At 38.0% G+C, this 24,258-nt stretch carries 25 protein-coding genes; 19 read left to right on the top strand and 6 right to left on the bottom strand.

Going from position 1 to position 24,258, the window contains the following annotated elements; all coding sequences use genetic code 11:
- Positions 1 to 13: 13 nt before the first annotated feature.
- The 5 genes from FCR2A7T_RS14125 to FCR2A7T_RS14105 all read left to right on the top strand — a co-directional run bounded on the left by FCR2A7T_RS14125 (position 14) and on the right by FCR2A7T_RS14105 (position 6,673).
- Positions 14 to 541: a mechanosensitive ion channel family protein gene (locus FCR2A7T_RS14125; protein WP_023571983.1), complete on the top strand. Its 528-nt coding sequence runs from the start codon at positions 14 to 16 to the stop codon at positions 539 to 541.
- 89 nt (positions 542 to 630) lie between these two features.
- Entirely contained in the window at positions 631 to 1,164 is a 534-nt protein-coding gene (locus FCR2A7T_RS14120; RefSeq protein ID WP_023571982.1) for a hypothetical protein, read from the top strand.
- A 214-nt stretch (positions 1,165 to 1,378) separates the two neighbouring features.
- On the top strand, positions 1,379 to 2,029 hold the full coding sequence (locus FCR2A7T_RS14115; RefSeq protein WP_023571981.1) for a hypothetical protein: 651 nt from the start codon (positions 1,379 to 1,381) through the stop codon (positions 2,027 to 2,029).
- Positions 2,030 to 2,236: 207 nt separating this feature from the next.
- Positions 2,237 to 4,726: a PIG-L family deacetylase gene (locus tag FCR2A7T_RS14110; RefSeq protein WP_023571980.1), complete on the top strand. Its 2,490-nt coding sequence runs from the start codon at positions 2,237 to 2,239 to the stop codon at positions 4,724 to 4,726.
- A gap of 264 nt (positions 4,727 to 4,990) precedes the next feature.
- Complete coding sequence (locus tag FCR2A7T_RS14105) at positions 4,991 to 6,673, top strand: sodium:solute symporter (protein ID WP_023571978.1); 1,683 nt, start codon at positions 4,991 to 4,993, stop codon at positions 6,671 to 6,673.
- A gap of 47 nt (positions 6,674 to 6,720) precedes the next feature.
- Here FCR2A7T_RS14105 and FCR2A7T_RS14100 read toward each other — a convergent pair whose 3' ends face one another.
- On the bottom strand, positions 6,721 to 7,566 hold the full coding sequence (locus tag FCR2A7T_RS14100) for a DUF2911 domain-containing protein (protein ID WP_023571977.1): 846 nt from the start codon (positions 7,564 to 7,566) through the stop codon (positions 6,721 to 6,723).
- Between the two features lie 151 nt (positions 7,567 to 7,717).
- Here FCR2A7T_RS14100 and FCR2A7T_RS14095 point away from each other — a divergent pair, with 151 nt between their 5' ends.
- The 3 genes from FCR2A7T_RS14095 to FCR2A7T_RS14085 are packed head-to-tail and all read left to right on the top strand — an operon-like array spanning position 7,718 to position 10,224.
- On the top strand, positions 7,718 to 8,200 hold the full coding sequence (locus tag FCR2A7T_RS14095) for an SRPBCC family protein (protein ID WP_023571976.1): 483 nt from the start codon (positions 7,718 to 7,720) through the stop codon (positions 8,198 to 8,200).
- Complete coding sequence (locus FCR2A7T_RS14090; RefSeq protein ID WP_035118742.1) at positions 8,197 to 8,895, top strand: SDR family NAD(P)-dependent oxidoreductase; 699 nt, start codon at positions 8,197 to 8,199, stop codon at positions 8,893 to 8,895. Before FCR2A7T_RS14095 ends, FCR2A7T_RS14090 begins: the two co-directional genes overlap by 4 nt.
- A 42-nt stretch (positions 8,896 to 8,937) precedes the next feature.
- Entirely contained in the window at positions 8,938 to 10,224 is a 1,287-nt protein-coding gene (locus FCR2A7T_RS14085; RefSeq protein WP_023571974.1) for a cryptochrome/photolyase family protein, read from the top strand.
- 39 nt (positions 10,225 to 10,263) lie between these two features.
- Here the strand turns inward: FCR2A7T_RS14085 and FCR2A7T_RS14080 are convergent, their stop codons facing one another.
- Entirely contained in the window at positions 10,264 to 10,926 is a 663-nt protein-coding gene (locus FCR2A7T_RS14080; RefSeq protein WP_023571973.1) for an HAD family hydrolase, read from the bottom strand.
- 259 nt (positions 10,927 to 11,185) lie between these two features.
- Between FCR2A7T_RS14080 and FCR2A7T_RS14075 the strand changes: the two genes are divergently transcribed.
- The 4 genes from FCR2A7T_RS14075 to FCR2A7T_RS14060 all read left to right on the top strand — a co-directional run bounded on the left by FCR2A7T_RS14075 (position 11,186) and on the right by FCR2A7T_RS14060 (position 13,427).
- Entirely contained in the window at positions 11,186 to 11,728 is a 543-nt protein-coding gene (locus FCR2A7T_RS14075) for an RNA polymerase sigma factor (RefSeq protein WP_023571972.1), read from the top strand.
- A 42-nt stretch (positions 11,729 to 11,770) separates the two neighbouring features.
- A complete protein-coding gene (locus FCR2A7T_RS14070; RefSeq protein ID WP_051369570.1) occupies positions 11,771 to 12,154 on the top strand; it encodes a hypothetical protein in 384 nt (127 codons plus the stop codon).
- 1 nt (position 12,155) lies between these two features.
- Positions 12,156 to 12,599 (top strand): hypothetical protein, encoded by a 444-nt coding sequence (locus FCR2A7T_RS14065; RefSeq protein WP_023571970.1) that lies wholly within the window; start codon positions 12,156 to 12,158, stop codon positions 12,597 to 12,599.
- Positions 12,600 to 12,806: 207 nt separating this feature from the next.
- Complete coding sequence (locus tag FCR2A7T_RS14060; protein ID WP_035118775.1) at positions 12,807 to 13,427, top strand: PAS domain-containing protein; 621 nt, start codon at positions 12,807 to 12,809, stop codon at positions 13,425 to 13,427.
- 40 nt (positions 13,428 to 13,467) lie between these two features.
- Here FCR2A7T_RS14060 and FCR2A7T_RS14055 read toward each other — a convergent pair whose 3' ends face one another.
- Both FCR2A7T_RS14055 and FCR2A7T_RS14050 read right to left on the bottom strand, forming a co-directional pair.
- Entirely contained in the window at positions 13,468 to 14,568 is a 1,101-nt protein-coding gene (locus FCR2A7T_RS14055) for a WD40/YVTN/BNR-like repeat-containing protein (protein ID WP_023571968.1), read from the bottom strand.
- 42 nt (positions 14,569 to 14,610) lie between these two features.
- Positions 14,611 to 14,970, bottom strand: coding sequence for a DUF983 domain-containing protein (locus FCR2A7T_RS14050; protein ID WP_023571967.1), 360 nt, complete (start codon positions 14,968 to 14,970; stop codon positions 14,611 to 14,613).
- A 102-nt stretch (positions 14,971 to 15,072) separates the two neighbouring features.
- Between FCR2A7T_RS14050 and FCR2A7T_RS14045 the strand changes: the two genes are divergently transcribed.
- Genes FCR2A7T_RS14045 through FCR2A7T_RS14035 form a run of 3 tightly spaced genes read left to right on the top strand, consistent with a single transcriptional unit; the run spans position 15,073 to position 18,426 of the window.
- Entirely contained in the window at positions 15,073 to 15,948 is an 876-nt protein-coding gene (locus tag FCR2A7T_RS14045; protein WP_023571966.1) for a helix-turn-helix domain-containing protein, read from the top strand.
- A gap of 53 nt (positions 15,949 to 16,001) precedes the next feature.
- Positions 16,002 to 17,216: an RsmB/NOP family class I SAM-dependent RNA methyltransferase gene (locus FCR2A7T_RS14040; RefSeq protein ID WP_023571965.1), complete on the top strand. Its 1,215-nt coding sequence runs from the start codon at positions 16,002 to 16,004 to the stop codon at positions 17,214 to 17,216.
- A gap of 13 nt (positions 17,217 to 17,229) precedes the next feature.
- The gene (locus FCR2A7T_RS14035; protein WP_035118740.1) at positions 17,230 to 18,426 is read left to right on the top strand and encodes an endonuclease; all 1,197 of its coding nucleotides are present in this window, start codon (positions 17,230 to 17,232) and stop codon (positions 18,424 to 18,426) included.
- A 66-nt stretch (positions 18,427 to 18,492) separates the two neighbouring features.
- Here FCR2A7T_RS14035 and rho read toward each other — a convergent pair whose 3' ends face one another.
- On the bottom strand, positions 18,493 to 20,214 hold the full coding sequence (gene rho / locus FCR2A7T_RS14030; protein WP_023571963.1) for a transcription termination factor Rho: 1,722 nt from the start codon (positions 20,212 to 20,214) through the stop codon (positions 18,493 to 18,495).
- Positions 20,215 to 20,399: 185 nt separating this feature from the next.
- Here rho and FCR2A7T_RS14025 point away from each other — a divergent pair, with 185 nt between their 5' ends.
- The 4 genes from FCR2A7T_RS14025 to FCR2A7T_RS14920 all read left to right on the top strand — a co-directional run bounded on the left by FCR2A7T_RS14025 (position 20,400) and on the right by FCR2A7T_RS14920 (position 23,734).
- Complete coding sequence (locus tag FCR2A7T_RS14025) at positions 20,400 to 20,810, top strand: DUF4293 domain-containing protein (RefSeq protein WP_023571962.1); 411 nt, start codon at positions 20,400 to 20,402, stop codon at positions 20,808 to 20,810.
- A 160-nt stretch (positions 20,811 to 20,970) separates the two neighbouring features.
- Complete coding sequence (locus FCR2A7T_RS14020) at positions 20,971 to 21,636, top strand: response regulator (protein ID WP_023571961.1); 666 nt, start codon at positions 20,971 to 20,973, stop codon at positions 21,634 to 21,636.
- A gap of 24 nt (positions 21,637 to 21,660) precedes the next feature.
- The gene (locus tag FCR2A7T_RS14015) at positions 21,661 to 21,942 is read left to right on the top strand and encodes a hypothetical protein (protein WP_023571960.1); all 282 of its coding nucleotides are present in this window, start codon (positions 21,661 to 21,663) and stop codon (positions 21,940 to 21,942) included.
- 10 nt (positions 21,943 to 21,952) lie between these two features.
- Positions 21,953 to 23,734, top strand: a complete 1,782-nt coding sequence (locus FCR2A7T_RS14920) for a tetratricopeptide repeat-containing sensor histidine kinase (RefSeq protein ID WP_131473133.1) — start codon at positions 21,953 to 21,955, stop codon at positions 23,732 to 23,734.
- Here the strand turns inward: FCR2A7T_RS14920 and FCR2A7T_RS14005 are convergent.
- Entirely contained in the window at positions 23,702 to 24,199 is a 498-nt protein-coding gene (locus tag FCR2A7T_RS14005) for a metallophosphoesterase family protein (protein WP_023571958.1), read from the bottom strand. The genes FCR2A7T_RS14920 and FCR2A7T_RS14005 overlap by 33 nt on opposite strands.
- Positions 24,200 to 24,258: the final 59 nt, after the last annotated feature.

Raw genomic sequence — 24,258 nt, 5'->3', positions numbered from 1 at the left:
ATAAGCAAATGAAATGGAAAACCATCAGTTTTATATCGAAATTGTCGCCACTGTAATAACACTGATTCTTTTTGTATTAGTTCGGGTTATTGTTGCCAAAATTGTTCGTCGTTTTGCCAGCGTTTCCGAAAGAATTGAGCATCGCACAAATTTGGTTATCAAATACATACACATCCTTGTCAATATACTTACGGCAATTGTACTATTCACCATTTGGGGAATCCGGACAACACAAATTATCTTTTTTGCTTCTTCCATATCAGCAATTATTGGGGTAGCCATGTTTGCGCAATGGTCTATTCTGAGTAATGTTACTGCGGGAATCATCCTGTTTTTTAATTTCCCTTTTAAAATTGGTGATGTGATTCTTATTCACGATAAAGATTTTCCCGTAGAAGGCGAAATTCTGGACATTACAGCCTTTCATGCACTATTAAAAACCAAAAGCGGTGAACGTGTAACGTATCCAAACAATCTTTTGATGCAAAAAGGAATTACCATCGTTAGTCAACACATCGAAGACCGTGAGTTTATGGATTAATTAACATTTTTTATGTTTTTTTTATAGTTTTTTAATGAATAACAGCGTTAATACTACGAATACTTTAATAATTCTAAAACACATTATCTATGAAATCAATCAAATTAGTACTTCTTGGTTTTGCTTTATTCTTTTCATTATTAACTAAAGCTCAAGTATCTGTGAACGTAAATATCGGAACTCCTCCTGTTTGGGGACCGGTTGGCTATGCAGAAGCCCGTTATTATTACATCCCGGATATCGAAACCTATTACGACATAAACGCCGGAATGTTTGTTTATATGGGGCCGCGAGGATGGATTCATGCAAAAGCATTGCCTAGCAGGTATTCACATTTTGATTTATACAACGGTTATAAAGTTGTTTTGAATTTCAGAGGTGATAATCCGTATCGCTATTATGAAGTTCACAAAACCAAATTCCCGAAAGGATACAAAAACTACAAACAGAAACCTTTCAAAATGAAACACGATAATGGTAATCATTACGGGCATCATAAAAAAGGGAATCCGAAATCTGGGAACGGAATCCATTTCAATGACAATTTTCACGGTCAAAAACACGACAATGACGGCGGTGGAAAAGGACATGGTAACGGAAAAGGGCACGGAAAAGGGAAATAAATACTTTATAAATACAAGCAAAGCAAGGACATTAAAGCCTTGCTTTGTTTTTTTAACACAAAATAAAACCATAAACAAACCACTGATTAACAACTAATTAAAACAAAATACAACTTTCATTTTTCAATTCAATTTACGCGGAAAATCATTTTGGCACGGTAGTTGGAAATAATTCATCAACGAACGAATATTGGTTAAATTAAAATATACGATTATGAAAGCTATTAAATTTTTATTCGCAGGATTGTTTCTAATGACGTTGAGTGCACATTCTCAGGTTAATGTGAATGTAAACATAGGCACACCTCCGGTTTGGGGGCCTGTAGGATATCCCGAAACCCGTTATTACTACATTCCTGAAATCGAAGTCTATTATGACATTCCATCGGCAATGTTCATTTATTTTGATGGAGGAGGATGGATAAGAGCTGCGTACTTACCTTACCGTTACAGACATTATGATTTATACGATGCTTATAAAGTGTGTTTACACGATTACGGACCAAACCCTTATATTTACTACAAACAACATAAAGTAAAATACCACCACCATTACAGAGGTCCGGTACAAAGAACAATAGGTCCTCGTCCGCAAGTGGTGTACAATGGTCCGAGAGAAGGATACCGCAGAGAACGAAATGATGATGACAGAAGGGATTACTACAGAAATCAAAATGATAATCGTGGGGAAAAAAGAAGTAGCAATGATTTTAGAACCGAATACAAAGGTTCAAGAGATAATGGAAATGCGAGAGGAAATGATAACGGTCGTGAAAGAGGAAACGACCGTGGTAATGGAAACGGTCGCGGAAACGGAAACGGACGTGGAAATGGCGGCGATCACGGCAACGGAAGAAGAGGATAACATTTATCGGTAACTATAAAAGGGTAAAGATTGTAAAGTCTTTACCCTTTTTAATTTCATCCAAAAAAACAATGGCCCGAAGGTTTATCCGAAACCAACTTTTCCTTTTTAGTGAAAAAAATGTTATTTTGATAAGGGTTTCATGTTAAATAAATAGTTCTCACAACCTATTTCAGTATATTTGAAAATCAAGAATAACACTACATTATGAAGAAGCTCAGCTTACTTTTTTATACTTTTTTATATTTGATTTCTGTACCGGTTTTTGCACAACAACCGCAAAAATTAAGCACTTCCGATATTTACAGTCGGATTGAAAAACTCAACTTTTTAGGTTCTGTACTTTATATCGCTGCCCATCCCGACGATGAAAACACAAAACTCATTTCCTATTTAGCCAATGAAACCAAAGCCCGTACCGGTTATTTATCGTTAACCCGAGGCGACGGCGGACAAAATCTAATTGGAACAGAACTCAAGGAATTATTAGGTGTTTTGAGAACGCAGGAATTACTTGCTGCCCGAAGAATCGACGGTGGCGAACAGTTTTTTTCCCGCGCCAACGATTTCGGCTATTCCAAAGAACCGGAAGAAACCTTTGAAATCTGGAACAAAGAAGAAATTTTAAACGACGTTATTTTAACCATCCGCAGATTCAAACCGGATGTAATCATCAATCGTTTCAATCACCGAACACCGGGAACCACGCACGGACATCATACGGCTTCAGCCATTTTAAGTTATGAAGCTTTTGAAAAAGCAAACGATTCAAATGTGTATCCCGAACAATTAACCACGACTTCCGTTTGGCAACCCAAACGACTATTTTTTAATACTTCATGGTGGTTTTACGGCAGTGAGGAAAATTTCAAAAAAGCCGATAAATCGAATTTAATCAGCATCAATACCGGTGTTTATTATCCTCTGAAAGGAAAAAGCAACGGTGAAATTGCGGCTTTAAGCAGAAGTCAGCACCAATGTCAGGGTTTTGGAAGTACCGGAACGCGTGGCAACGAATTGGAATATCTGGAATTTTTAAAAGGTGATTTTCCGAAAGACAAGAATAACCTTTTCGATGGCATTAACACCACCTGGACAAGAGTTAAAGGTGGAGAAGCCATCGGTAAAATCCTGTTGGATGTACAGCAGAATTTCAATTTCAAAAACCCGGAAGTCCATTTACCTAAATTGGTGGAAGCCTATAAATTAATCTGCAAATTAGACGACGAACATTGGAGAACGCTTAAAAAACAAGAGCTGGAAAACATTATTATGGCTTGCTGCGGCTTGTATCTGGAAGGTGTTGCCTCAATGCAGATTACCAATCCGAACAGCGAGATTACTTTAAAACTCGAAGCAACCAACCGCAGCAATGAATTCATAACCATTGCATCTGTAGATTTTTTGAACACAGTGATTGCAGAAGATAAAAAACTGGAAAACAATGTAGTTTTTAAAACTGAAAAACAAGTTAAAATTCCGGAATCCATGCCTTTTTCATCGCCTTATTGGTTAAACGACAAAGGAACACTGGGTTTATTTTCGGTAACGGATAAAAGTATGGTTGGAAAACCCGAAACCAATCCGCTGCAACTGCACTGGAAAATTTCCATTTGCGATGTTCCGTTTGATATTTATAAGAATGTCGTGTACAAATTCAACGATCCGGTAAAAGGCGAAATGTACCAACCGTTAGCTGTTTTACCCGAAGTAACAACCGAAATACTAAACAAGGTAGAATTATTCCCGAACAACCGTAAACACCTGATTTCAGTAAAAATAAAAGCCGGAAAAGACAACTGCAAAGGCGATGTTATTTTAGATTTGCCTGCCGATTGGAAAGTCTGGCCGAAGAAAATCGCATTTGAATTACCCCAAAAAGGAAGCGAAAAAACAGTAACCTTCGAAGTGATTCCTCCATCCTATCCTACTGAAGCCGTGGCGAAAAGTATTGCAGTAATCAACAATGTCCGTTTTGATAAAAAACTGGTTACGATAGATTACGCACACATTCCGTTGCAACAGATTTTATTACCCTCGGAGGCAAAATTCAATAAGATTGAAATTGAAACCCGTGGCAGCAATATTGGTTATATTATGGGCGCCGGCGATGAAGTTCCGGAAAGTTTACGCCAAATGGATTATACCGTAACACTACTTTCCCCGGAAAAAATTACTACGGAAAGCATTAAAGATTTCGATGCGATTTTAGTCGGAATCCGAGCTTACAACACGATTGACGCTTTGAAATTCAAGCAAAATGTGCTGTTTGATTACGTGAAAAACGGCGGAACTATGATTGTTCAGTACAATACAAACGGAAAACTGGTTACCAACGACATTGCGCCTTATGAGTTGAAATTATCACAAGACCGTGTTACCGAAGAAACGGCAAAGGTGACCTTCCTCGACCCTAAACATGCGGTTTTAAATTTCCCTAATAAAATTACCGAAAAGGATTTTGAATGCTGGATTCAGGAGCAGGGATTGTATTATCCGAACAAATGGGCAAAAGAATTCACACCAATACTTTCGTCGCACGATAAAGGTGAAACCGAAAAAATCAGCGGATTGTTAGTAGCAAAATACGGTAAAGGACATTATATTTATACTGGGTTGAGTTTCTTCAGGGAATTACCGGAAGGAGTTCCCGGGGCATTCCGTTTAATGGCCAACCTGATTGCGATTGGGGAATAATGCGATTTGAAATACAAAAGGTGTTGTATAGCCCTGATGGCAGCGGCATCCTTTTTTTGGTGACTGCGGTTCCCGAAGACACTAAAAAAGATATAGCGTACAGCAGGACTGAAAGTGATTGATAAAACGAGCGTGATGCTCCTAAAAAATAAAACCATGCAAGAAGAAGAATTTAAGTGGAAAAGAAGTTATACGATAGTGTTGCTGCTCAACGCGTTCTATATTTTATTGTTCTATTTCTTAATGCAAATGTACGCTTAGATTATGCAGCTAATTGATTGGATTGTACTTTCGGTAACCCTTCTATTTATCGTAATTTACGGCGCCTGGAAAACCAAAGGCAGTAAAAATGTGGAAGAATACATTCTCGGAAACAACGAAACGCCTTGGTGGACCGTTGGACTTTCGGTTATGGCTACTCAGGCGAGCGCGATTACGTTTCTTTCCACACCCGGACAAGCCTATCATGACGGAATGGGTTTCGTGCAGTTTTACTTCGGATTGCCGATTGCCATGGTGGTGATTTGCATCACTTTTATTCCGATTTACCACAAACTAAAGGTTTTTACCGCTTATGAATTTCTGGAGCAGCGTTTCGATGTAAAAACGCGTTCGCTGGCTTCTATCCTATTCCTGATTCAACGCGGATTGGGAACCGGACTGACGATTTATGCTCCGGCGATTATTATGTCGGCCTTATTGGGTTGGAACCTGACGCTGATGAACATTGTGATTGGAATTATGGTGATCATTTACACCTTTTCGGGCGGAACCAAAGCGGTTAACGTAACGCAGAAACAGCAGATGTTTGTGATTATGACCGGAATGTTTATAACTTTTTTTCTGATTTTAAGCTATTTACCTGAAGAATTGAGTTTCAGTAACGCCTTGGGCATTGCGGGTGCGAATGACAAAATGGATATCGTCGACTTTTCCTTTAATCCCGAAACGCGATACACGTTCTGGAGCGGAATTACAGGCGGTTTCTTTTTAGCGCTTTCCTATTTTGGTACGGACCAGTCGCAGGTTGGACGTTATTTGAGCGGGAAATCGATTCGTGAAAGTCAGATGGGACTGATTATGAACGGCTTGCTGAAAGTTCCGATGCAGTTTTTTATTTTGCTGACCGGTGTTATGGTTTTTGTGTTTTTCCAATTCCACTCCTCGCCGTTGCATTTTAATCCGACGAATAACGATTTGGTAAAAAATTCAAAGCATAAATCCGAATACGAAAAACTGGAAAAAGAACTCGACGCTGTTCAGTCGGAAAAGAAAGAAATCAGCATGTTGTATGTCGGACAGTTGAATCAGGATTTCGACAACCCAATTTTGCAGCAGAAAATGGTATCGCTTTCCGGCAAAGAAAAAGATCTGCGCGAACAAGCCAAAGAGATTATTGCTGAAGTAGACGACAAAACTGAAACCAACGACAAAGATTATGTTTTCCTTTATTTTATTCTGAATTTCTTACCAAAAGGACTGATTGGTTTGTTGTTGGCGGTGATTTTTTCGGCGGCGATGTCGTCCTCGGCCTCCGGGTTAACCGCATTGGCATCAACCACAACTATAGATATTTACAAACGAAACTTAAGAGCCGACAAATCCGAAAAACATTTTGTTACGGCTACCAAACTTTTCACTCTAATGTGGGGCATCATCGCCATTTTGTTTGCGTGCGTGGGAACACTTTTTGAAAACCTGATTCAGTTGGTAAACATTGTAGGTTCTATCTTTTACGGAACTGTTTTGGGGATTTTCCTCGTGGCTTTTTATGTGAAGTTTGTAAAAGCACGAGCCGTTTTCTGGAGCGCCGTTATTACACAACTTACCATTTTTTACATTTATTATCTTGATATCGTAAGTTTCCTTTGGCTGAATTTTATCGGGGCAATGCTTACCATTATTTTGGGGATTTTATTCCAAAGTGTTCTAAAAACCAAAGAATAAAAAAAGGCTGTCAGTAACGACAGCCTTTTTTCAATAGTATAGTAAGATTATTTCTTAGACCATTCTGCAATGGAATCTTTGTTCATCTTAACGTAATCCATGTTTTTAGCTTTTTCTGCAGCTGCTAAAGATAACTTAGCTGTTTCAACGGCTCCAACTTTATCGCCTTTTTTCGCCTGAATCAGGGATTTTAAACGTAAGTACCAAAACGGTGGTTCTTTTTCCATATCTACAGCTTTATTAACCCATGTTAAGGCTTTGTTCAAATCGCCGTTAGATTGGTAGAAGTATTGCGCAGACGAGAAGAAATCAGACGAAGAAGGACCAGCCAATGTTTTCTCGATGCTCTTCATTGCGGTTTTTTGTGTAGGAACTTCGAATTTAACCGCTACAATGGTTTTCTCCCAAGACAATTCAAGTGACGCAGAATCATTATCTACATTGTTTACACCAATAGTAAACGTTTCCACTTTACGGTTTAAGGTTTCAGGTTTCACTGTAGTTCTTAGAACCACTTTTGCATCATCCCAATTTTCAGGTAATCCCCAGTTATCAGTATCGGCATAAAAAATAACATCCCAACTGTCTGCTTTTGGTAAAGTATACAAAGCATATTTCCCTTTTTTTAGGGTTTTTCCATCTATGATAACATCTTCGCTGAAGGTAATCGTTGTATTGGCATTCGCTCCGGTTCTCCAAAGTTTACCATAAGGAACCAATTCTCCATAAACCGTTCTTCCTTTTGTACTAGGACGCGAATAGTCGATTTCAACGTCTGTAAGTCCAACAACCTGCTCAATTTTTGTACTCGGACTCGCTTGTGGTGTTTTAACCTGCGCCTGCATTGCCAATGTTGCAAAGGCAAAAACCGCAGTCAGCATTATTTTTTTCATAATTTTAGGTTTCGTTTATTTGATTTCTGAGCAACGAAAATAGTAAAAAATACAAACTCAAAATGTTAATAATAGCTTAAATAAGCTTTTATGTTTAATTATTTTTTAAAAAGATTAAACAATGTTGTAATTTTACAAAAAAATATTTCCGATGTACACTCTTCATTCAAAGCAAAAACTGCCAATATCATTAGAAAAGGCTTGGGAATTCTTTTCGGATCCGAAAAACTTAAATACCATTACTCCGGATTCGATGAAATTTCAAACCCTTTCCGGTGACGAACGTAAAATGTTTGCCGGACAAATTATTCATTATAAGATTTCGCCTTTCAGTGGTATTACAATGGAATGGGTTACTGAAATTTCACATGTAAAAGAAAACGAATTTTTTGTAGACGAACAACGCTTCGGACCTTATAAATTCTGGCATCACAAGCATTTCTTCAAAGAAATCGACGGTGGTGTGGAAATGGAAGACATTGTACATTATAAAGTGCCTTATGGTATCATCGGAACGTTATTGCATCCGATAGTAATACGACCAAAACTGAATGAAATATTTGCATTCCGAAAAAAAAAACTGATTGAACTTTTTGGGGAATTCGATAGTACAAATGCAAAAAATCAACCATGAAAAACATATTAATAATTGGGGGCTCCTACGGAATCGGATTAGCGATTGCAAAAGAGCTTCAAGACAATAGTAACCTGTTCATTGCTTCAAGAAGTAATGCTGCTTTAGCTGATGTAAAAGCGATGCATATTTCCTTCGATGCCCTAACCGATTCAATTAACACTTCTCTTCTTCCAACCACTATTGATGGCTTGGTATATTGCCCGGGAAGCATCAATTTAAGACCGTTTAAAGGATTAAAACCTGAAGCTTTTGAAAGCGATTTACAACTTAATTTCATAAGCCTGATTAAAGTCATTCAATCGGTATTACCCAACCTTTTAGCTGCCGAACAGGCAAGTATTGTTCTGTTCAGCAGTGTTGCTGCCATGATGGGAATGCCATTTCATACCAGTGTTGCTGCTTCAAAAGGTGCGATTGAAGGTTTTGCCAAAGCCTTAGCCGCAGAATATGCCCCAAAAATCAGAGTTAATGTGATTGCTCCTTCCTTAACGGACACTCCATTAGCCGAAAAATTCCTGAACAACGAAACCAAACAGGAAAAATCAGCCGAGCGCCATCCGTTAAAACGATTTGGAAAACCGGAAGACAGTGCCCAAATGACAAGCTTTCTGTTAAGTGATAAAAGTTCCTGGATTACCGGACAAATTTTCCATGTCGATGGCGGTATGTCAACGTTGTTAATAAACGGGTAACAAGGACAATTGCATATTTAAGTAAAACCACAAACATAAAATATGAACATCTTTTGGTTTAGACGCGATTTACGATTAGACGATAACACAGCGCTTTTTCATGCTTTAAACGGTACGGAAGAAGTACTTCCAATTTTCATTTTTGATGAAACCATCCTTTCCCAATTGCCGAAAGATGATGCACGGGTAACTTTCATTCACAATCAGTTGGCTAAAATTCAGGAACAACTGAACGCAATCGGAAAATCACTGGCATTGTTTCACGGAACTCCGGAAAACGTTTTTAAGAAATTGATTTCCGAAAACAAAATCACGAGTGTTTACACCAATCATGATTACGAACCCTATGCCCGTAAAAGGGACAAAATGCTGAATGAACTTTTCAAAACCAACGCAGTCGAATTCAAAACCTGCAAAGACCAAGTGATTTTTGAAAAAAACGATGTAGTTAAAGACGATGGCACTCCGTATGTGGTGTATACGCCATATTCCAAAAAGTGGAAGGAAAATTTTCGTAAAACCGGTTTGGTGCATTATCCTTCCGAAACACTTTTGGATAGCGTAACGCTCCATTCCTACCCTTTTCTGAGTTTATCTGACATTGGTTTCACAACTTCATCCATAACCGTTCCGCCATTCAATATTTCCGAAAAACTGATTGCGAATTATGAAGACACCCGTAATTTTCCAGCTATTGCAGGAACTTCATTATTGGGAATCTATTTGCGTTTTGGCGCGGTTTCCGTCCGAAAAATGGTGAGCAAAGCCCTTGAAGCCAAAAACGAAACCTTTTGGAACGAATTAATCTGGCGCGAATTTTTCATGCAGATTTTATGGCATTTCCCACATACCGTTAACCGAAGTTTCCGGGAAAAATACGACGTAATTCAATGGAGCAACAATGAAGAGCTTTTCCAAAAATGGTGCGAAGGAAAAACCGGTTATCCTTTTGTGGATGCGGGCATGCGTGAACTCAACGCGACCGGACACATGCACAACCGTGTGCGTATGATTGTGGCAAGTTTTCTGTGCAAACATTTGTTAATCGACTGGCGTTGGGGTGAAACCTATTTTGCACAAAAACTTTTGGATTACGAACAAGCCAGCAATGTGGGAAATTGGCAATGGGCAGCCGGCAGTGGTGTGGATGCTGCGCCTTATTTCAGGATTTTTAATCCTACGGAACAAATTAAGAAATTCGATAAAGATTTGAAATACATCAAAAAATGGGTTCCGGAACTGGAAACATCCAAATATCCGAAACCCATTGTAGATCATAAAGAAGCGCGTGAAAAATGCTTACAAGTGTATAAAGAAGCTGTTGGTTAAATTCCCCTCCAAAGGAGGGGAATAATCAAAAATTAAATCCTATTCTGTTTTAATACCTTTAATCTTCGCAAAATCAATTTCATCAAAATGATGAATAATATAATCGGCCAACGATAAATCCTGATGTTTGGAATTTTCACTGTGATAACCGATACAGAAAATCTCCGCTGCTTTGGAAGCCTGAACGCCGTTGGTACTGTCTTCTATCACGATGCAATGTTCTTTTGGCGCCTCGGAAAGAGATGCCGCGTGTAAAAATATGGCAGGATGCGGTTTTGATTTTGGAAAGTCCTCGCCACTTACGGTATGGGTGAAATACTGATGCAAATCGAAACGGTTGAAAACACGCTGAATCGTACTTTTCGATGCCGAAGAAGCTAAAATCAGCTGCATGCCGTTTTCGTGTAGGTTTTTAATCAGATTATGAACGCCTTCAATCAGTTCCAAATCAGGTTTGGTATCGAACGCTTCGTTAAATAAATGGCGTTTGCGCAGAATCAAATCTTCGACTTCGTGTTCTAAATTGAAGGTTTCTTTGATGCGCTGGAAAACATTACGGGTCGAATTTCCGGTGAAAGAAGCATACATTTCCTCGGAAACTTCGATTCCTAATTCGTCAAAATGTTTGAAATAGGCATATTTGTGAACAGGCTCGGTGTCGACAATTACGCCGTCCATGTCGAAAATTACGGTTTTAATCATTGTAAATTGTGTTGTTGTGCGCAAAGGTACAAAGTTGCCCGCTTATTTTTAGTTAACAAAAATAAAAATGGTTTCCTCCCTAGCCCTGATGGGAGCGGCACCGCGTAGAGCGGACAGCAGGATTTACAAAACCCGACACAAAACGACCACTCGCTTCAAAAAAAACTGAATTTAAATCCCTTCTCCCTTTTCCCATCAAACTTATCAACCAATTAAACCTTTTCCCTTATCTTTAGTCTTATCTACAAATCGATTTCACTTGCAGGACGAGAAACAATTTATCGCGGAATTACTGAACCCGAAAACGCAGAATGAGGCGTTTCGGAAGTTGGTGCGCGAGTATCAGCGTCCGTTGTACAATCATATTCGGACTATTGTTTTGAATCATGATGATACCGATGATGTGTTGCAAAACACCTTTGTTAAGATTTTCCAGAACCTGAAAAATTTTAAAGGGGAAAGCAAGTTATTTTCGTGGATGTACCGCATTGCAACCAATGAAGCGATTACGTTTATCAACCAACGTGCGAAGAAATCCGGCATTTCAAATGAAGAAGTGCAGGAAAAAATGATTAACAGCTTGCAGGCTGATGTGGATTATGATGGAGATGAAATTCAGCTAAAACTGCAAAAAGCGGTAGCCACTTTACCGGAAAAGCAGCAATTGGTTTTTAAAATGAAATATTTTGAAGAAATGAAATACGAAGACCTGTCGGATATTTTAGAAACATCCGTGGGCGCTTTGAAAGCTTCGTATTTTCATGCCGTCAAAAAAATTGAAGAATATTTAAACACGAATTAAACCTTTAGGGCTTAATTTTGTCTAATAGTTATGAAAATGAATATGAAAAAGTTTGACTTACATAATGACCCGAAAATTGAAACCGGATTTAAAATTCCCGAGCATTATTTCGAGAATCTGGAAGACCGGATCATGAATCAGCTTCCGGAACCGGAAGTGAAAGTAATTTCGTTGTGGCAACGCAAATCGGTTTGGATCTCCGGCATTGCAGCAGTTTTAGTGATTGCATTGGGGACTTGGTTTTATTACAATCAACAGGCAAATGCCCTTACGGTTTCGTCTCAGGAGTATTTGGCTTATTCCAGCGATTTGTCTACTGAAGATATTGCTTATCATTTAACCGATGAAGACATTACCACTATTGAAAAAGATTTAGGCCTATACGATTCCGAATCTGAAACTTACGTTAACGAATATTTGAATTAAGATGAAAAAAATAATTATTATACTGTTACTTTTATTGTCGGTGACCACTTTTGCACAGGACAGGGAAAAACAAATGGAGCGCATTAAAGCGTTGCGTGTGGCTTTTATTTCGGATCGCTTGGATCTGACACCTGAAGAAGCGCAGAAATTTTGGCCGATTTTCAACCAGTTTGATGAACGCCAGTTGGAATTTCACAAACAGAAAAGGCAACTAATGCACAAACTGCGTCCCGAAAACGCTGCCGATTTATCCGATAAAGAAACAGCTGCGTTAATGGAACAGGACGATAAATTAGAAAGTGACATTCAGGAAAACCGCAGAAAACTCACGAAAGATTTGCAAGGGGTTATTCCGAATCAAAAGATTTTAATGCTGAAACAGCTGGAAATTGAATTCAAAGAAAAACTGCTGGAGCAAATGAAAAACCGTAAAGGACGACGTTAAAAAAGGAGCATTTTGCTCCTTTTTTGTTAAATAAAACCATGACAGCATTACTACCGGTTCCATTTCGGCTGAATTCGGCGAAAATCCCTTTAAACAGGCCGGATTTTTAAAAAAACAAAAAAAACTACAAGCTGATTTTTGTCATATAATCGCACAAAAAAATCCATGTACTTTGCCCTTGATAACGAATTAAAAATTTATTTTAAAATGGAAGTATTTGAAAGACCAATACCTATTGACAAAGAAGTTTCTTGGGACAAAACCAAAACAATTATGAGTAAAACGGACCGATTTGGTACCATAGAATATGCCAATGAAGTTTTTATCGATGTTTGCGGTTATGAAGATTATGAACTGATGTCGCAACCCCACAACATTATCCGTCATCCCGATATGCCGAAAGTAATTTTTAAAGTGCTTTGGGATAATTTAAAAAAAGGAAATAATTACCACGCCATTGTAAAGAACATGGCCAAATCCGGTCGTTATTATTGGGTAATTACAGATTTCGACATTTCCAAAGACGAAAAAGGAAACATCGTAAATTATTTCGCGCGACGCAAGGCCGTACCACAAGAAGTAATAACCAAACACATCGAACCTTTATACAAAAGATTACTCCAAATTGAAAGTGCCAGCAGCATGGAAGCCAGCGAAAAATACCTGATCGGGTATTTGGAGGAACAAAATAAAACCTATGTCGATTTTATCATGGAAATCATGAGCGAACATGAAAAATCGGTTGAACTTCAAAACGCGGCAGCAGCGGCAACAGCAGAAGTTAAAACAGAAGATAAAAAAGGATTTTTCTCAAAATTCTTTGGTTAGTTAAGTATCTAAAAAAGGCTGGTAAAAACCAGCCTTTTTTTTATTTAAACCGCAAGCGGATAATTTTCTTATTTCCGGCAGCAATAGCCGTTTTACTGTCAACAAAACGAAGGGTAAACAAATCTTTGTAATCGGCAATTTTCTTCCAGCTTTTTCCTTGATTATACGAATAAAAAATTCCTGATGCGCCAACGGTAACCAATTCGTTTCCATGAGAATTTGGTACAAACTGTACACAGGAACCATAACCGAAGCCTTGATTTTCTGCAATTAAATTCCAGGTTTTTCCGCCATCTCGTGTGATGATTTTATTTCCGAAATTCTGTTGTGGTTTTTCATAATCGCCACCGGTAGCAAAACCAATGTTTTCATCATAAAAATCGGCCGAAAAAATCCCGGTCATCGCACTGCCCTGAATAATAGGCGTTTCGACAATATGCCACGATTTTCCTTTGTTATCGGAATAAAAAACACTTGATTTCTTTCCGCCGGAAACAATCCAGGTTCTTTTTCCTTTACTGATGATGTTGGTATTACTGGCCGCAAAAAAAGCTTCGCCATCAGCCAGTTTAGGTAATTTATCACAACTTGTTTTGTGCCAGGTTTGTCCGCCGTCTTTGGTGAGAAGCAGTGAAAAACAATCTTCCGTCGGATCTCCTACGGCAATCCCTTCGGAATCATTCCAGAAATGCATCGCATCGTAAAACACTTTTTCGCCTTTTTCCTGATACACCAATTGAACTTCCGTTTCGTCTTTCGAAATTCGATACAACAATCCGGGATTGGCCACGCTCAGTACAAAAACATGGTCTTTGGTTTGCGCCATGCTTCGGAATTCTAATTTCAGTGTGTCTTTTGCAATATTCCCAACGAAATTTTTCCCACCGTGCAGACTCAAATAGCCGTAATTTCCATTATTTGCGGCATACCAGACCTTGTCCTTATCCACTTCCAAAGCACGGATGCTGAGTTTCTCCTGCAACAAAGTATCAATTTCCACCGAAGTAAAACTTGGCTTCAAGGTGTCTTTAACCAAAATTTCAGTAGCAGTAACCGAATCCGATTTTTGCACATCGGTAACTTTTTTTACGCCACAGGAAAAGCACAAAAGGGAAAAAACAGCAATCCAACTTTTTTTCATCTGAAGAAAATTTAGAACGCTAATTTACAAAAGATTTCACGTTTATAACTGCTTATTTTTCCCGTCGAGCATATAAATCCACAACATTCTGGAAAGCCTGAAATTGAACGTGCTCAAAAGAACGGAAAGGATTCCGATTAGCACCACAATGGTTAAATAACTTTCCACAAACTGATTGACAATCAAGAAAAAGACAACCATTTCTGCAAAAACAAGTGCATAACTCACAAACATGGAACCGAAGAAATAACCGGGTTCTTTTTCAAACTTATGATTACAATTCGAACAATTTGAGTTCATTTTAGGCAAACGGAACAGAAAAATATTCCCTTTTTCAGCAAACACCTTTCCTTTTCCGCATTTGGGACATTTTTCAGTAAGTATATCTGTTAAAACTGACATAGTAATTAATTTTAAGCAAAGTTCAGCAATCTGTTGGAATTAACCGCAGACAAATTGCACAATAATTTGTACTTTTAGGACATTATTTCCAGTTTCCGACACATGAAAAGTTTTACAATATTAGACATACAGCAATTCGAATCTAAAGAAAAAAAGAAAGATTTTTATACCAATACCATAGAAAATCATCTGGTTACAAGTCATAAAAACATTCTGAAACCGCACAAGCACAATTTCTTTTTAACTGTACTTTTCACTCATGGAAGCGGTGTTCATGAAATCGACTTTATAAAATATGAGGTAAAACCCGGGAGTCTTTTCTTTTTAAATCCCGGGCAAATGCATCATTGGGAATTCTCAGACGACATTCAAGGATTTATTTTCTTTCATACGCTGTCGTTTTATGACATTCATTACACCAAAAACAGAATAAACAGTTTTCCGTTTTTTTACAGCGTTCAGAATGCGCCCGCTTTGTATCTTGAAAATGAAGACATTGCTTACTTCAAATCGCTTTTTGAGCAGGTTTATTCGGAAAACAAATCCGATAATCTTTTGAAAACCAATAAAATCATTTCGCTTGTCGATTTAATTTACATTGAAAGTACGCGGCATTATATCCGGAAAAACAAACTGGAAGTCATCAAACAAAACAATTATACCAACAAGTTTCAGGAATTCGAACAGCTTGTGGAACAACATTATAAATCCGAAAAATCACCCTCGCAATATGCAAATTGGCTGAACATGTCGGCCAAACATCTCAACCGGATTACCCAAAACATGATTGGCAAAACCACCACCGATATCATACTGGAACGGGTTTTTCTGGAAGCCAAACGCGAAATAATATCGCAAAAACTCAGTTTTAATCAGATTGCAGACGATTTAGGCTATGACGATTATGCTTATTTCTCAAGGCTTTTCCGAAAAAAATGCGGCGAAACACCTTCTGCGTTCATAAATAAGTACAGATAAGCTAATTAACAATAAATAAATTAATTACCTTTGCAGGCTTATTTTTTTACACAATGAGATTACACAGAAACTTAGTCTTTACTACCATTGATTCGCTTATGGCGATTTTTAATGAAGGACAATATGCCGATAAAGTAGTGGCGCTGGCTTTGAAAAAGGACAAACGCTGGGGAAGTCATGACCGAAAATTTGTTGCCGAAACCATTTATGAAATCGTTCGCTGGAAACGTTTATACGCCGAAATTGCCGAAGTTAAAGAACCTTACGACAGAGATAATATCTGGAGAATGTTCGCTGTTTGGGCGGTTTTGCGCGGTTATACCCTACCCGATTGGAAATATTTCGAGACGACTCCCGTTCGCAAAATAAAAGGGCGTTTTGACGAACTTTCCAAAGACCGACGTTTCCGTGAGTCTATTCCGGACTGGATGGACGAATTGGGCGTAAAAGAATTGGGTGAAGAAGTCTGGACTAAAGAGTTGGCGGCTCAAAACGAGCAGGCTAAAGTAATTCTTCGTGTAAATACCTTAAAAACCACAAGAGAAAAATTGCGTGCGATACTAATGGATTTGGACATCGATACCGAAATGCCAAAAGAATATCCGGACGCATTGATTCTAAAAGAAAGAGCCAATGTGTTTTTAACAGACGCTTTCAAAGAAGGTTTGTTTGAAGTTCAGGATGCTTCTTCGCAATTGGTGGCACGTTTCTTAGACGTAAAACCGGGAATGCGTGTGGTAGACACTTGTGCCGGTGCCGGTGGAAAAACCCTACACATTGCTTCCTTAATGGAAAACAAAGGACAATTGATTGCCATGGATCTGTACGAAAGCAAATTAAAGCAGTTAAAACTTCGTGCGAAAAGAAACGGTGCTTTCAATATCGAACCGAGAGTAATCGAAAACACGAAAGTAATTAAAAAACTTTACGAAAAAGCCGACAGAGTCTTGATTGATGCACCCTGCAGCGGTTTAGGTGTTTTAAAAAGAAATCCGGACAGCAAGTGGAAATTACAACCGGAATTTATCGATAATATTAAAAAAGTACAGGCGGAAGTTTTGGAAAGTTATTCTAAAATTGTAAAACCGGGCGGGAAATTAGTGTATGCTACCTGTTCAGTGTTACCATCTGAGAATCAGGAGCAAATTAAGAAATTCTTAAGTTCTGAAAGCGGAAAAAACTTTACCTTTGTTAAAGATGTGAAAGTCTTGGCTTCCGAATCGGGATTTGACGGTTTTTACATGGCCTTATTAGACAGAAAAATTTAAACCCAAATTTAAAATGAAAAAACTTTACACAATATTTTTAATATTGAGCGCCGTTGTCGGCTTTGCTCAACCAGCTAACTATTACAGTTCAATATTGGTTTCGGATACAGGTTATCCTTTAAAAACAAAACTGAAGAAAATTATCGATAGTAATAACGACGGATTAAGTCCCGAATATTTACATATAGATAGAGGTTATGGTAGCGGAACCAGTACAACAAATAATGGTTTATGGACTGCATACGGAACAACTGACAGAGATTTGGGAATTGGATATGAAAATGACAACACTATTGTTGACATGTATTCAGAAAGACCAACTTCATCAGATCCATACAACTTCAATTACAACACAGCTTCTGGTGGTAATGCTGGTCAATGTGGCTCCTATACAGGTGAAGGAGATTGCTATAACAGGGAACACTTAGTACCTCAAGCCTATTTCGATCATTTTCAAGTTGATCCAATGAAAAACGATCCAAACTTTGTAATTCCAACAGATGGAAAAGTAAATGGTGTTCGTGATAACTTCCCTTTTGGTAGAGTGAATACAGCATCATACACATCTCAAAACGGATCTAAATTAGGATCTAACGTAAATTCAGGTTATTCTGCCGGATACACAAGTACTGTTTTTGAACCAATAGATGAGTTCAAAGGAGACATAGCTCGATGTATCTTATATTTCGCTACAAGATATGAAGACTTTTTAGATGAGTTTTATGCTGGTGCTACTGTTCAATCAAAAGACATGTTTGATGGTTCAAACGGAAAATCATTTTCTAATACTTTTCTAAATATTTTACTTACTTGGCATTTAAATGACCCTGTAAGCACTAAAGAAATAAACAGAAACAATGCTGTTTTTAATTTCCAAAATAACAGAAACCCTTACATCGATCATCCGGAATACGTTTGCAGAATTTGGTCAACTCAATGCGCAACACTTTCTTCTGAATCCTTCGACGCTTTAGCCAACATTTCTATCTATCCAAACCCAACGAAAGACAACCGAATCAACATTACGTCTGAAGTGGAATTGAGCGAGATTCAGTTAATCAACATCAACGGTCAGGTGATTCAAATGATTAAAAACCCTAACCGCGTTCAGAATTCCTATACGTTAGAAAACTTACCACAAGGTTTCTATTTCGTAAAATTGTCTTCTGCAGACAATCAAACTACAACCAAGAAAATTTTAGTGAACTAATCCTTCACTTACCAGCATAAAAAAATCCACCAAATTGGTGGATTTTTTAGTTATACTAACTACTTCTTAATCATTCATCGAAATTAAGAACTCCTGATTGTTTCTGGTTTTCTTGAATCGGTCGTTGATGAAATCCATCGCCTCTACCGGATTCATATCGGCAAGATATTTACGCATAATCCACATTCTCTGAATCGTGTTCTCATCCAATAACAAATCGTCACGACGCGTACTGGAAGAAGTAAGATCGATAGCCGGGAAAATACGACGGTTGGCAATTTTTCTGTCCAACTGTAATTCCATATTACCGGTTCCTTTAAATTCTTCGAAGATTACCTCGTCCATTTTAGAACCTGTTTCGGTTAATGCAGTAGCAATGATACTCAACGAACCACCATTTTCCACATTACGGGCCGCTCCGAAGAAACGTTTTGGTTTTTGTAACGCATTCGCATCCACACCACCACTCAATACTTTTCCGGAGGCCGGTTGTACCGTATTGTATGCTCGTGCCAAACGCGTAATAGAATCCAAAAGAATTACCACATCATGACCACACTCTACCAAACGTTTTGATTTTTCTAAAACGATATTAGCGATTTTCACGTGTTCCTGAGGCTCTCTGTCGAAAGTTGAAGCGATAACCTCCCCTCTAACACTACGCTGCATATCGGTAACCTCTTCCGGACGTTCATCGATAAGAAGTACAATTAAATATACTTCCGGATGATTGGCTGCAATAGCATTGGCAATATCTTTTAGTAACATGGTTTTACCCGTTTTCGGCTGTGCTACAATCATACCGCGTTGTCCTTTTCCAATTGGAGAGAACAAATCGATGATTCGCGTGGAAATCGTGCTTTGTTTTTCGGCCAAACGGAATTTTTCTGTTGGAAAAACCGGCGTTAAATGCTCGAAAGAAATTCGGTCACGAACCACCTGAGGATCGTGTCCGTTGATTTTCAACACTTTTACCAAAGGGAAATATTTTTCACCTTCTTTTGGCGGACGCACTACTCCTTTTACCGTATCTCCGGTTTTTAATCCGAACAAACGGATTTGGGAGGTCGACAAATAAATATCATCCGGTGATGCTAAATAGTTATAATCGGAAGAACGCAAAAATCCGTAACCGTCCGGCATCATTTCCAAAACACCTTCACTTTCTATAATTCCGTCGAATTCGTAATCGGATTCTCTGAAATTCTGCTTTTTGTGCTTTTGGTTCGGATTTTGGTTTTGGTTGGGATTCTGATTCTGATTCTGATTTTGATTGGGATTCTGAGGCTTTGCAACCGGAGTTTCGATTGCAGTTGCAGTTTCTGCTGCTTCAGGGGTTTCAGTATTTTGTTTCGGACGTATGGCAACGTTCGGATTGTTTTCTTTTACAAAACGAGTTTTTTGAACGAACTCTTTCTTTTTGTTTACGAAAGGTTCCCGTTTTGTTTCTGCTTCTGCTGCAGGTTTTTCGGCAATTGCGTCCGGAGCAGCAATTTCTTTTATTTCTTTTTTGTCCGACTTGGGAACAAAAGGTGTTTTTTTATTTTCAGCAGGTGTTTTTACCTGACCTTTCGCCGGAGCAATTCGTGCTCGTTTGGCTTTTTCTTCTTGCTGTGGTTGTTCTGCCAAAGCCGGTTTAACCACTTCGGGGTTGGCCGCCTGATAATCCAAAATCTGATACACCAATTCGTCTTTTTTTAGATAACGGTATTTATTGATTTTGGCAACTTTTGCAATTTCCTGAAGCTCAGGCAGCTTCATTTCTTTTAATACAGAAATATCAAACATGTATTGAATCTGAATTTAATTAAGGTAATGTAGTATAGATTTTTTCGGGTAAGGATTTTTTTGAATCGAAACAATCGAAGAATGAAGTACTTACGATTTTATACTGCAATAATACGAATTAATTTTAACAAACAATAGCATTTTTAGGAAAAAGACACTATTTTTGTCCAACAAATTAACCGAAAATGATTCAACGAATTCAGACCGTTTATCTTTTTTTAGCCTTTGTTTTTTCAGGGGTTTTGCCTTTCGTTTTTCCGTTATGGAAAGATGCGGCGGGAAAAGATTTTTACTTTATGCTGGATTTGACATTTGCAGCCATTTTTGGATTGTGTACCACACTTGCCATAGTAAGTATTTTTAGTTACAAGAAAAGACAAAATCAGTTTGTGATGAACCGACTGAACATAATATTGAACTTTATATTACTAGGATTATTTGTGTATCGTTTACTAAGCTTATCCGGAGAAACCACGGTTTCTGAGAAGGGTGTTGGGATGTTTCTTCCTATTGTTTCTATCGTTTTGTTGGTTTTAGCCAATAAGGCCATCAAAAAGGACGAAGATCTCGTAAAATCTGTAGACCGATTACGATAAACCTTTCATCTTAGTTTATTAGTGCGCGAAAAATCCGAATCTTAACTGGTTCGGATTTTTTTTTCTTACATATCACTAAATTTAGTGATATAAAATCACTAGATTTAATGAATTCCTTTTTCGAATTAAATGTTAAATTTGAAATACTCAATTGTACCGAATGACAGAAAAAATACGCCTCTACTTAGCCGATGACCATCAGATACTTATAGACGGACTTGTTGCTGTTTTAAAAACCAACAAATCCTTCGAAGTGGTTGGCTATTCCCTTACCGGTGAAAATCTGGTGAATGATCTTGCCGATAAGAACATCGATATTTTAATCATGGATATCAACATGCCCGGAAAAGACGGCATCGAAGTGCTGAAGGAATTCAACAGCAAAGGTTTTTCCTGTGACGTAATCGTTTTTTCAAGTTTTGACGATATCAAACTGATTAAAGAAGTCTTACAATTGGGTGCCAAAGGCTATCTGACGAAACAATCGGCCGGCGAAAACATCATTGAAGCCATCAACACCATTTACGGCGGTGAAGAATATTATTCGAAATCGGTACGTGAAAAAATCTTTTTGTCGTTTACCGGAAAGGAACAAGAAAGCGCAACCGGTTTTGGCGGCATCACTCCGGAATCCATAACCGACCGCGAACTGGAAATCCTAAAACTGATTTCACTCGAATACAGCGGAAAAGAAATCAGTGAAGCCTTATACATCAGTACCAATACAGTGGAAACGCATCGCAAGAATCTGATAAAAAAACTAAACGTTAAAAATACCATCGGACTGGTAAAATTTGCGCTCAAACACAATTTAATCCATCAATAAAAAAACCACAAAAAACTAAAAACTATGGCATTAATCGGAAATTACGGTTTTACAACCGTTGCTGAAGACGAATTCGAGTTTACCTTCGAAATCCCTAACAATTGTAATTTTACCACACATTATGATGCAACCAAAAAAATCAACACGGTTACTGTACAACTGAATTCGGGGCAATCACAGCCTTCGACTACTTTTGTAACAGAAACCTACACCTTTACGGGAGACAACGGTGTTTTAGATTTGCGCTTTGCACAGGTTTTAAATGGCGTAACCAATACAAAACCAAAAATTATTGTTAATTACTAATTTTATCTGCTTGAAGAAACATCTTCTTATATTCCTTATTTCCTTCACGGCCTTTTCACAGCAAAAAGTCGTGAAGGATTCTTTTGTCTATTACAAAGAAAACAACCAGTTTCAAAAAGCGTTGGATTACTCGGATAAAAAAGCTACTTATTTTTTAAGCAAAAAACAGTATTCCAGTTACATTAAACACATTACCAACAAAACCACCATACTCACCAATGATATTAAAGACCCCAAGCGCTCTTTAACAATCATCTTTGAAGCATTGAGCAAAATAAACAAAGCGCCGGATTTCGAAAAAGTAAAGCTCTACCCGGAATTTGCACGAACCTACATTCGGTTAGACCAATTTCTTAAAGGCATAGACATTGCTAAAAAAGGTCTCAAAACAGCTACTTTAAGCAAAAATGACTCCGTTATTCAACGACTTAACTATGCCATTCTTTCGGCCTATCTTAATATAGGAGATACTCAAAACGCTTTCCCATATTTGGAACCTTCCTTAGCAGGCGCCAAAAAATTAAAAGATAATGAATTTATCGCAAAGGCATATAACAATCACTTTGCTTTTTATTCCTACATAAAGGAAAGAGATATTGCTAAAAAATACCTGGATTCCAGCATCGTATATGCCGAAAAATCTAAAAATAAGGCAACCATTTATACAGCAAAAAGCAATCTTGGCGTACATTATCTCACTGAAGAAATCGATTATAAAAAAGCTCGGGACCTCTATGTGGAACTAATCGCCGAAAACAAAAACGATTCTTTAAGTAAAGATTTCGCCCATAATTACATAAATCTCTCACTCGCTTATGAAAAATTAGGAGATTATAAATCCGCTAATAAATGTTTGAATAAATATGCAGAGTATCTTCAGTTTGCCAACGAAAGAAAGTTCGACAGCGAGATTGAAGGCATCCGTACCAAATATGAACTGGAAAAATCCGAAAACGAGTTCAAAGAACGGCAAATGCTGTTGCAACAAAAACAGCTCAAAAGCGAAAAAATGCTGTACTTAACGTTAGCCTTATTAGCTTTCGTGGGTATTTTATTTTACTTTTTCTATCAAAATTTAAAACTGAGACAAAAAAACAAACTGAAAGACCTAAACCACAACGTGCAACAAAACCTTGTAAATGCTACCATAGACGGTCAGGAAGAAGAACGCAAGCGGCTTTCGGGGGTTTTACACGATAATATCAGTGCGTTGCTTTCCTCAGCAAGTTTGCATTTAATGGCGTTTGAGGCGAATCATCCGGAAATTGGCGGCGAACTCAAAAAAACCAAAGCGATCATTAAAGAAGCGCATGATAAAGTACGCGATTTATCACACGATTTGATTCCGCCCGTATTGGAAAAACTAGGTTTGATTGCCGCTTTTGAAGATTTATGTGAGAAGAATTCCAATTCGCTGATACATTTTCAATTCAACAATTTCATAAAAGAAGATATTCGTTTTCAGAATGAATTTGAAATGAAACTGTATTTTATTGTTGCGGAATTGTTCAACAACATCATGAAGCACAGTAATGCTTCGGAAGCCTTTTTAACCCTCGACAAAGAAAACGATCAGCTTTCCATTAACATCGAAGACAACGGAAAAGGGTTCAGCACCAAAGAAGGAAAACCAAAAGAAGGACTCGGACTTTCACAGATAAAAACCCGTATCAAAAGTCTGAACGGAACCATGAACATCAATTCTAAAGAACAATCGGGTACTATTATTTATATTAAAGTGCAGATTCCGGAAATAAAATCAGCCCCGGGCTCCGATTTCCACAACGTTTAAATTCTGAATTTTATCACCGTCGATTTCAAACTGCAGCATGGTTCTCACCTGATGAAAACCGTGTATTCCGGCTGCTCCCGGATTCATGTGCAGTAAATTCAGTTCCTTATCAAACTGTACTTTTAAAATATGGGAATGTCCGCAAATGAATAATTTCGGCGGATTTTGTTTTATTTCACTGCGAATCTCCTGATTGTATTTTCCGGGATAACCACCGATGTGCGTAATCCAGACATCCACCCCTTCACACAAAAACCGGTTGTGCAACGGAAATTCCAAACGCGCTTTCGCATCATCAATATTACCGTATACAGCCCTTAACGGTTTGATTTTCTTAATGGTATCCGTAACCGATAAATCCCCGATATCACCTGCATGCCAAACTTCATCCGCCAAGCGAACGTATTTTAAAATCGTGTCGTCGATATGACTGTGCGTATCGGAAAGGAGAAGAATTTTTTTCATTTATTTTGAGTAACTGAGTTGCAAAGTTAATAAGTAGATCGACTATTTAATGCCCCTTT

This window comes from Flavobacterium cauense R2A-7 (assembly GCF_000498475.1).
Lineage (GTDB): Bacteria > Bacteroidota > Bacteroidia > Flavobacteriales > Flavobacteriaceae > Flavobacterium > Flavobacterium cauense.
Note: the sequence above shows the minus strand (reverse complement) of the source record. Positions and strands in the feature narration are given on the sequence as shown.

What these genes read in the sequence shown, in the direction of transcription:
- FCR2A7T_RS14065 (WP_023571970.1), top strand. Translation starts at nt 12,156, where the DNA reads ATGAAAAAAATAATTATTATACTGTTACTTTTATTGTCGGTGACCACT.
- FCR2A7T_RS14005 (WP_023571958.1), bottom strand. Translation starts at nt 24,199, where the DNA reads ATGAAAAAAATTCTTCTCCTTTCCGATACGCACAGTCATATCGACGAC.
- FCR2A7T_RS14100 (WP_023571977.1), bottom strand. Translation starts at nt 7,566, where the DNA reads ATGAAAAAAATAATGCTGACTGCGGTTTTTGCCTTTGCAACATTGGCA.
- rho (WP_023571963.1), bottom strand. Translation starts at nt 20,214, where the DNA reads ATGTTTGATATTTCTGTATTAAAAGAAATGAAGCTGCCTGAGCTTCAG.
- FCR2A7T_RS14035 (WP_035118740.1), top strand. Translation starts at nt 17,230, where the DNA reads ATGAAAAAACTTTACACAATATTTTTAATATTGAGCGCCGTTGTCGGC.
- FCR2A7T_RS14125 (WP_023571983.1), top strand. Translation starts at nt 14, where the DNA reads ATGGAAAACCATCAGTTTTATATCGAAATTGTCGCCACTGTAATAACA.
- FCR2A7T_RS14015 (WP_023571960.1), top strand. Translation starts at nt 21,661, where the DNA reads ATGGCATTAATCGGAAATTACGGTTTTACAACCGTTGCTGAAGACGAA.
- FCR2A7T_RS14085 (WP_023571974.1), top strand. Translation starts at nt 8,938, where the DNA reads ATGAACATCTTTTGGTTTAGACGCGATTTACGATTAGACGATAACACA.
- FCR2A7T_RS14050 (WP_023571967.1), bottom strand. Translation starts at nt 14,970, where the DNA reads ATGTCAGTTTTAACAGATATACTTACTGAAAAATGTCCCAAATGCGGA.
- FCR2A7T_RS14115 (WP_023571981.1), top strand. Translation starts at nt 1,379, where the DNA reads ATGAAAGCTATTAAATTTTTATTCGCAGGATTGTTTCTAATGACGTTG.
- FCR2A7T_RS14095 (WP_023571976.1), top strand. Translation starts at nt 7,718, where the DNA reads ATGTACACTCTTCATTCAAAGCAAAAACTGCCAATATCATTAGAAAAG.
- FCR2A7T_RS14080 (WP_023571973.1), bottom strand. Translation starts at nt 10,926, where the DNA reads ATGATTAAAACCGTAATTTTCGACATGGACGGCGTAATTGTCGACACC.
- FCR2A7T_RS14020 (WP_023571961.1), top strand. Translation starts at nt 20,971, where the DNA reads ATGACAGAAAAAATACGCCTCTACTTAGCCGATGACCATCAGATACTT.
- FCR2A7T_RS14045 (WP_023571966.1), top strand. Translation starts at nt 15,073, where the DNA reads ATGAAAAGTTTTACAATATTAGACATACAGCAATTCGAATCTAAAGAA.
- FCR2A7T_RS14120 (WP_023571982.1), top strand. Translation starts at nt 631, where the DNA reads ATGAAATCAATCAAATTAGTACTTCTTGGTTTTGCTTTATTCTTTTCA.
- FCR2A7T_RS14110 (WP_023571980.1), top strand. Translation starts at nt 2,237, where the DNA reads ATGAAGAAGCTCAGCTTACTTTTTTATACTTTTTTATATTTGATTTCT.
- FCR2A7T_RS14055 (WP_023571968.1), bottom strand. Translation starts at nt 14,568, where the DNA reads ATGAAAAAAAGTTGGATTGCTGTTTTTTCCCTTTTGTGCTTTTCCTGT.
- FCR2A7T_RS14090 (WP_035118742.1), top strand. Translation starts at nt 8,197, where the DNA reads ATGAAAAACATATTAATAATTGGGGGCTCCTACGGAATCGGATTAGCG.
- FCR2A7T_RS14025 (WP_023571962.1), top strand. Translation starts at nt 20,400, where the DNA reads ATGATTCAACGAATTCAGACCGTTTATCTTTTTTTAGCCTTTGTTTTT.
- FCR2A7T_RS14070 (WP_051369570.1), top strand. Translation starts at nt 11,771, where the DNA reads ATGAAAAAGTTTGACTTACATAATGACCCGAAAATTGAAACCGGATTT.
- FCR2A7T_RS14060 (WP_035118775.1), top strand. Translation starts at nt 12,807, where the DNA reads ATGGAAGTATTTGAAAGACCAATACCTATTGACAAAGAAGTTTCTTGG.
- FCR2A7T_RS14105 (WP_023571978.1), top strand. Translation starts at nt 4,991, where the DNA reads ATGCAGCTAATTGATTGGATTGTACTTTCGGTAACCCTTCTATTTATC.
- FCR2A7T_RS14040 (WP_023571965.1), top strand. Translation starts at nt 16,002, where the DNA reads ATGAGATTACACAGAAACTTAGTCTTTACTACCATTGATTCGCTTATG.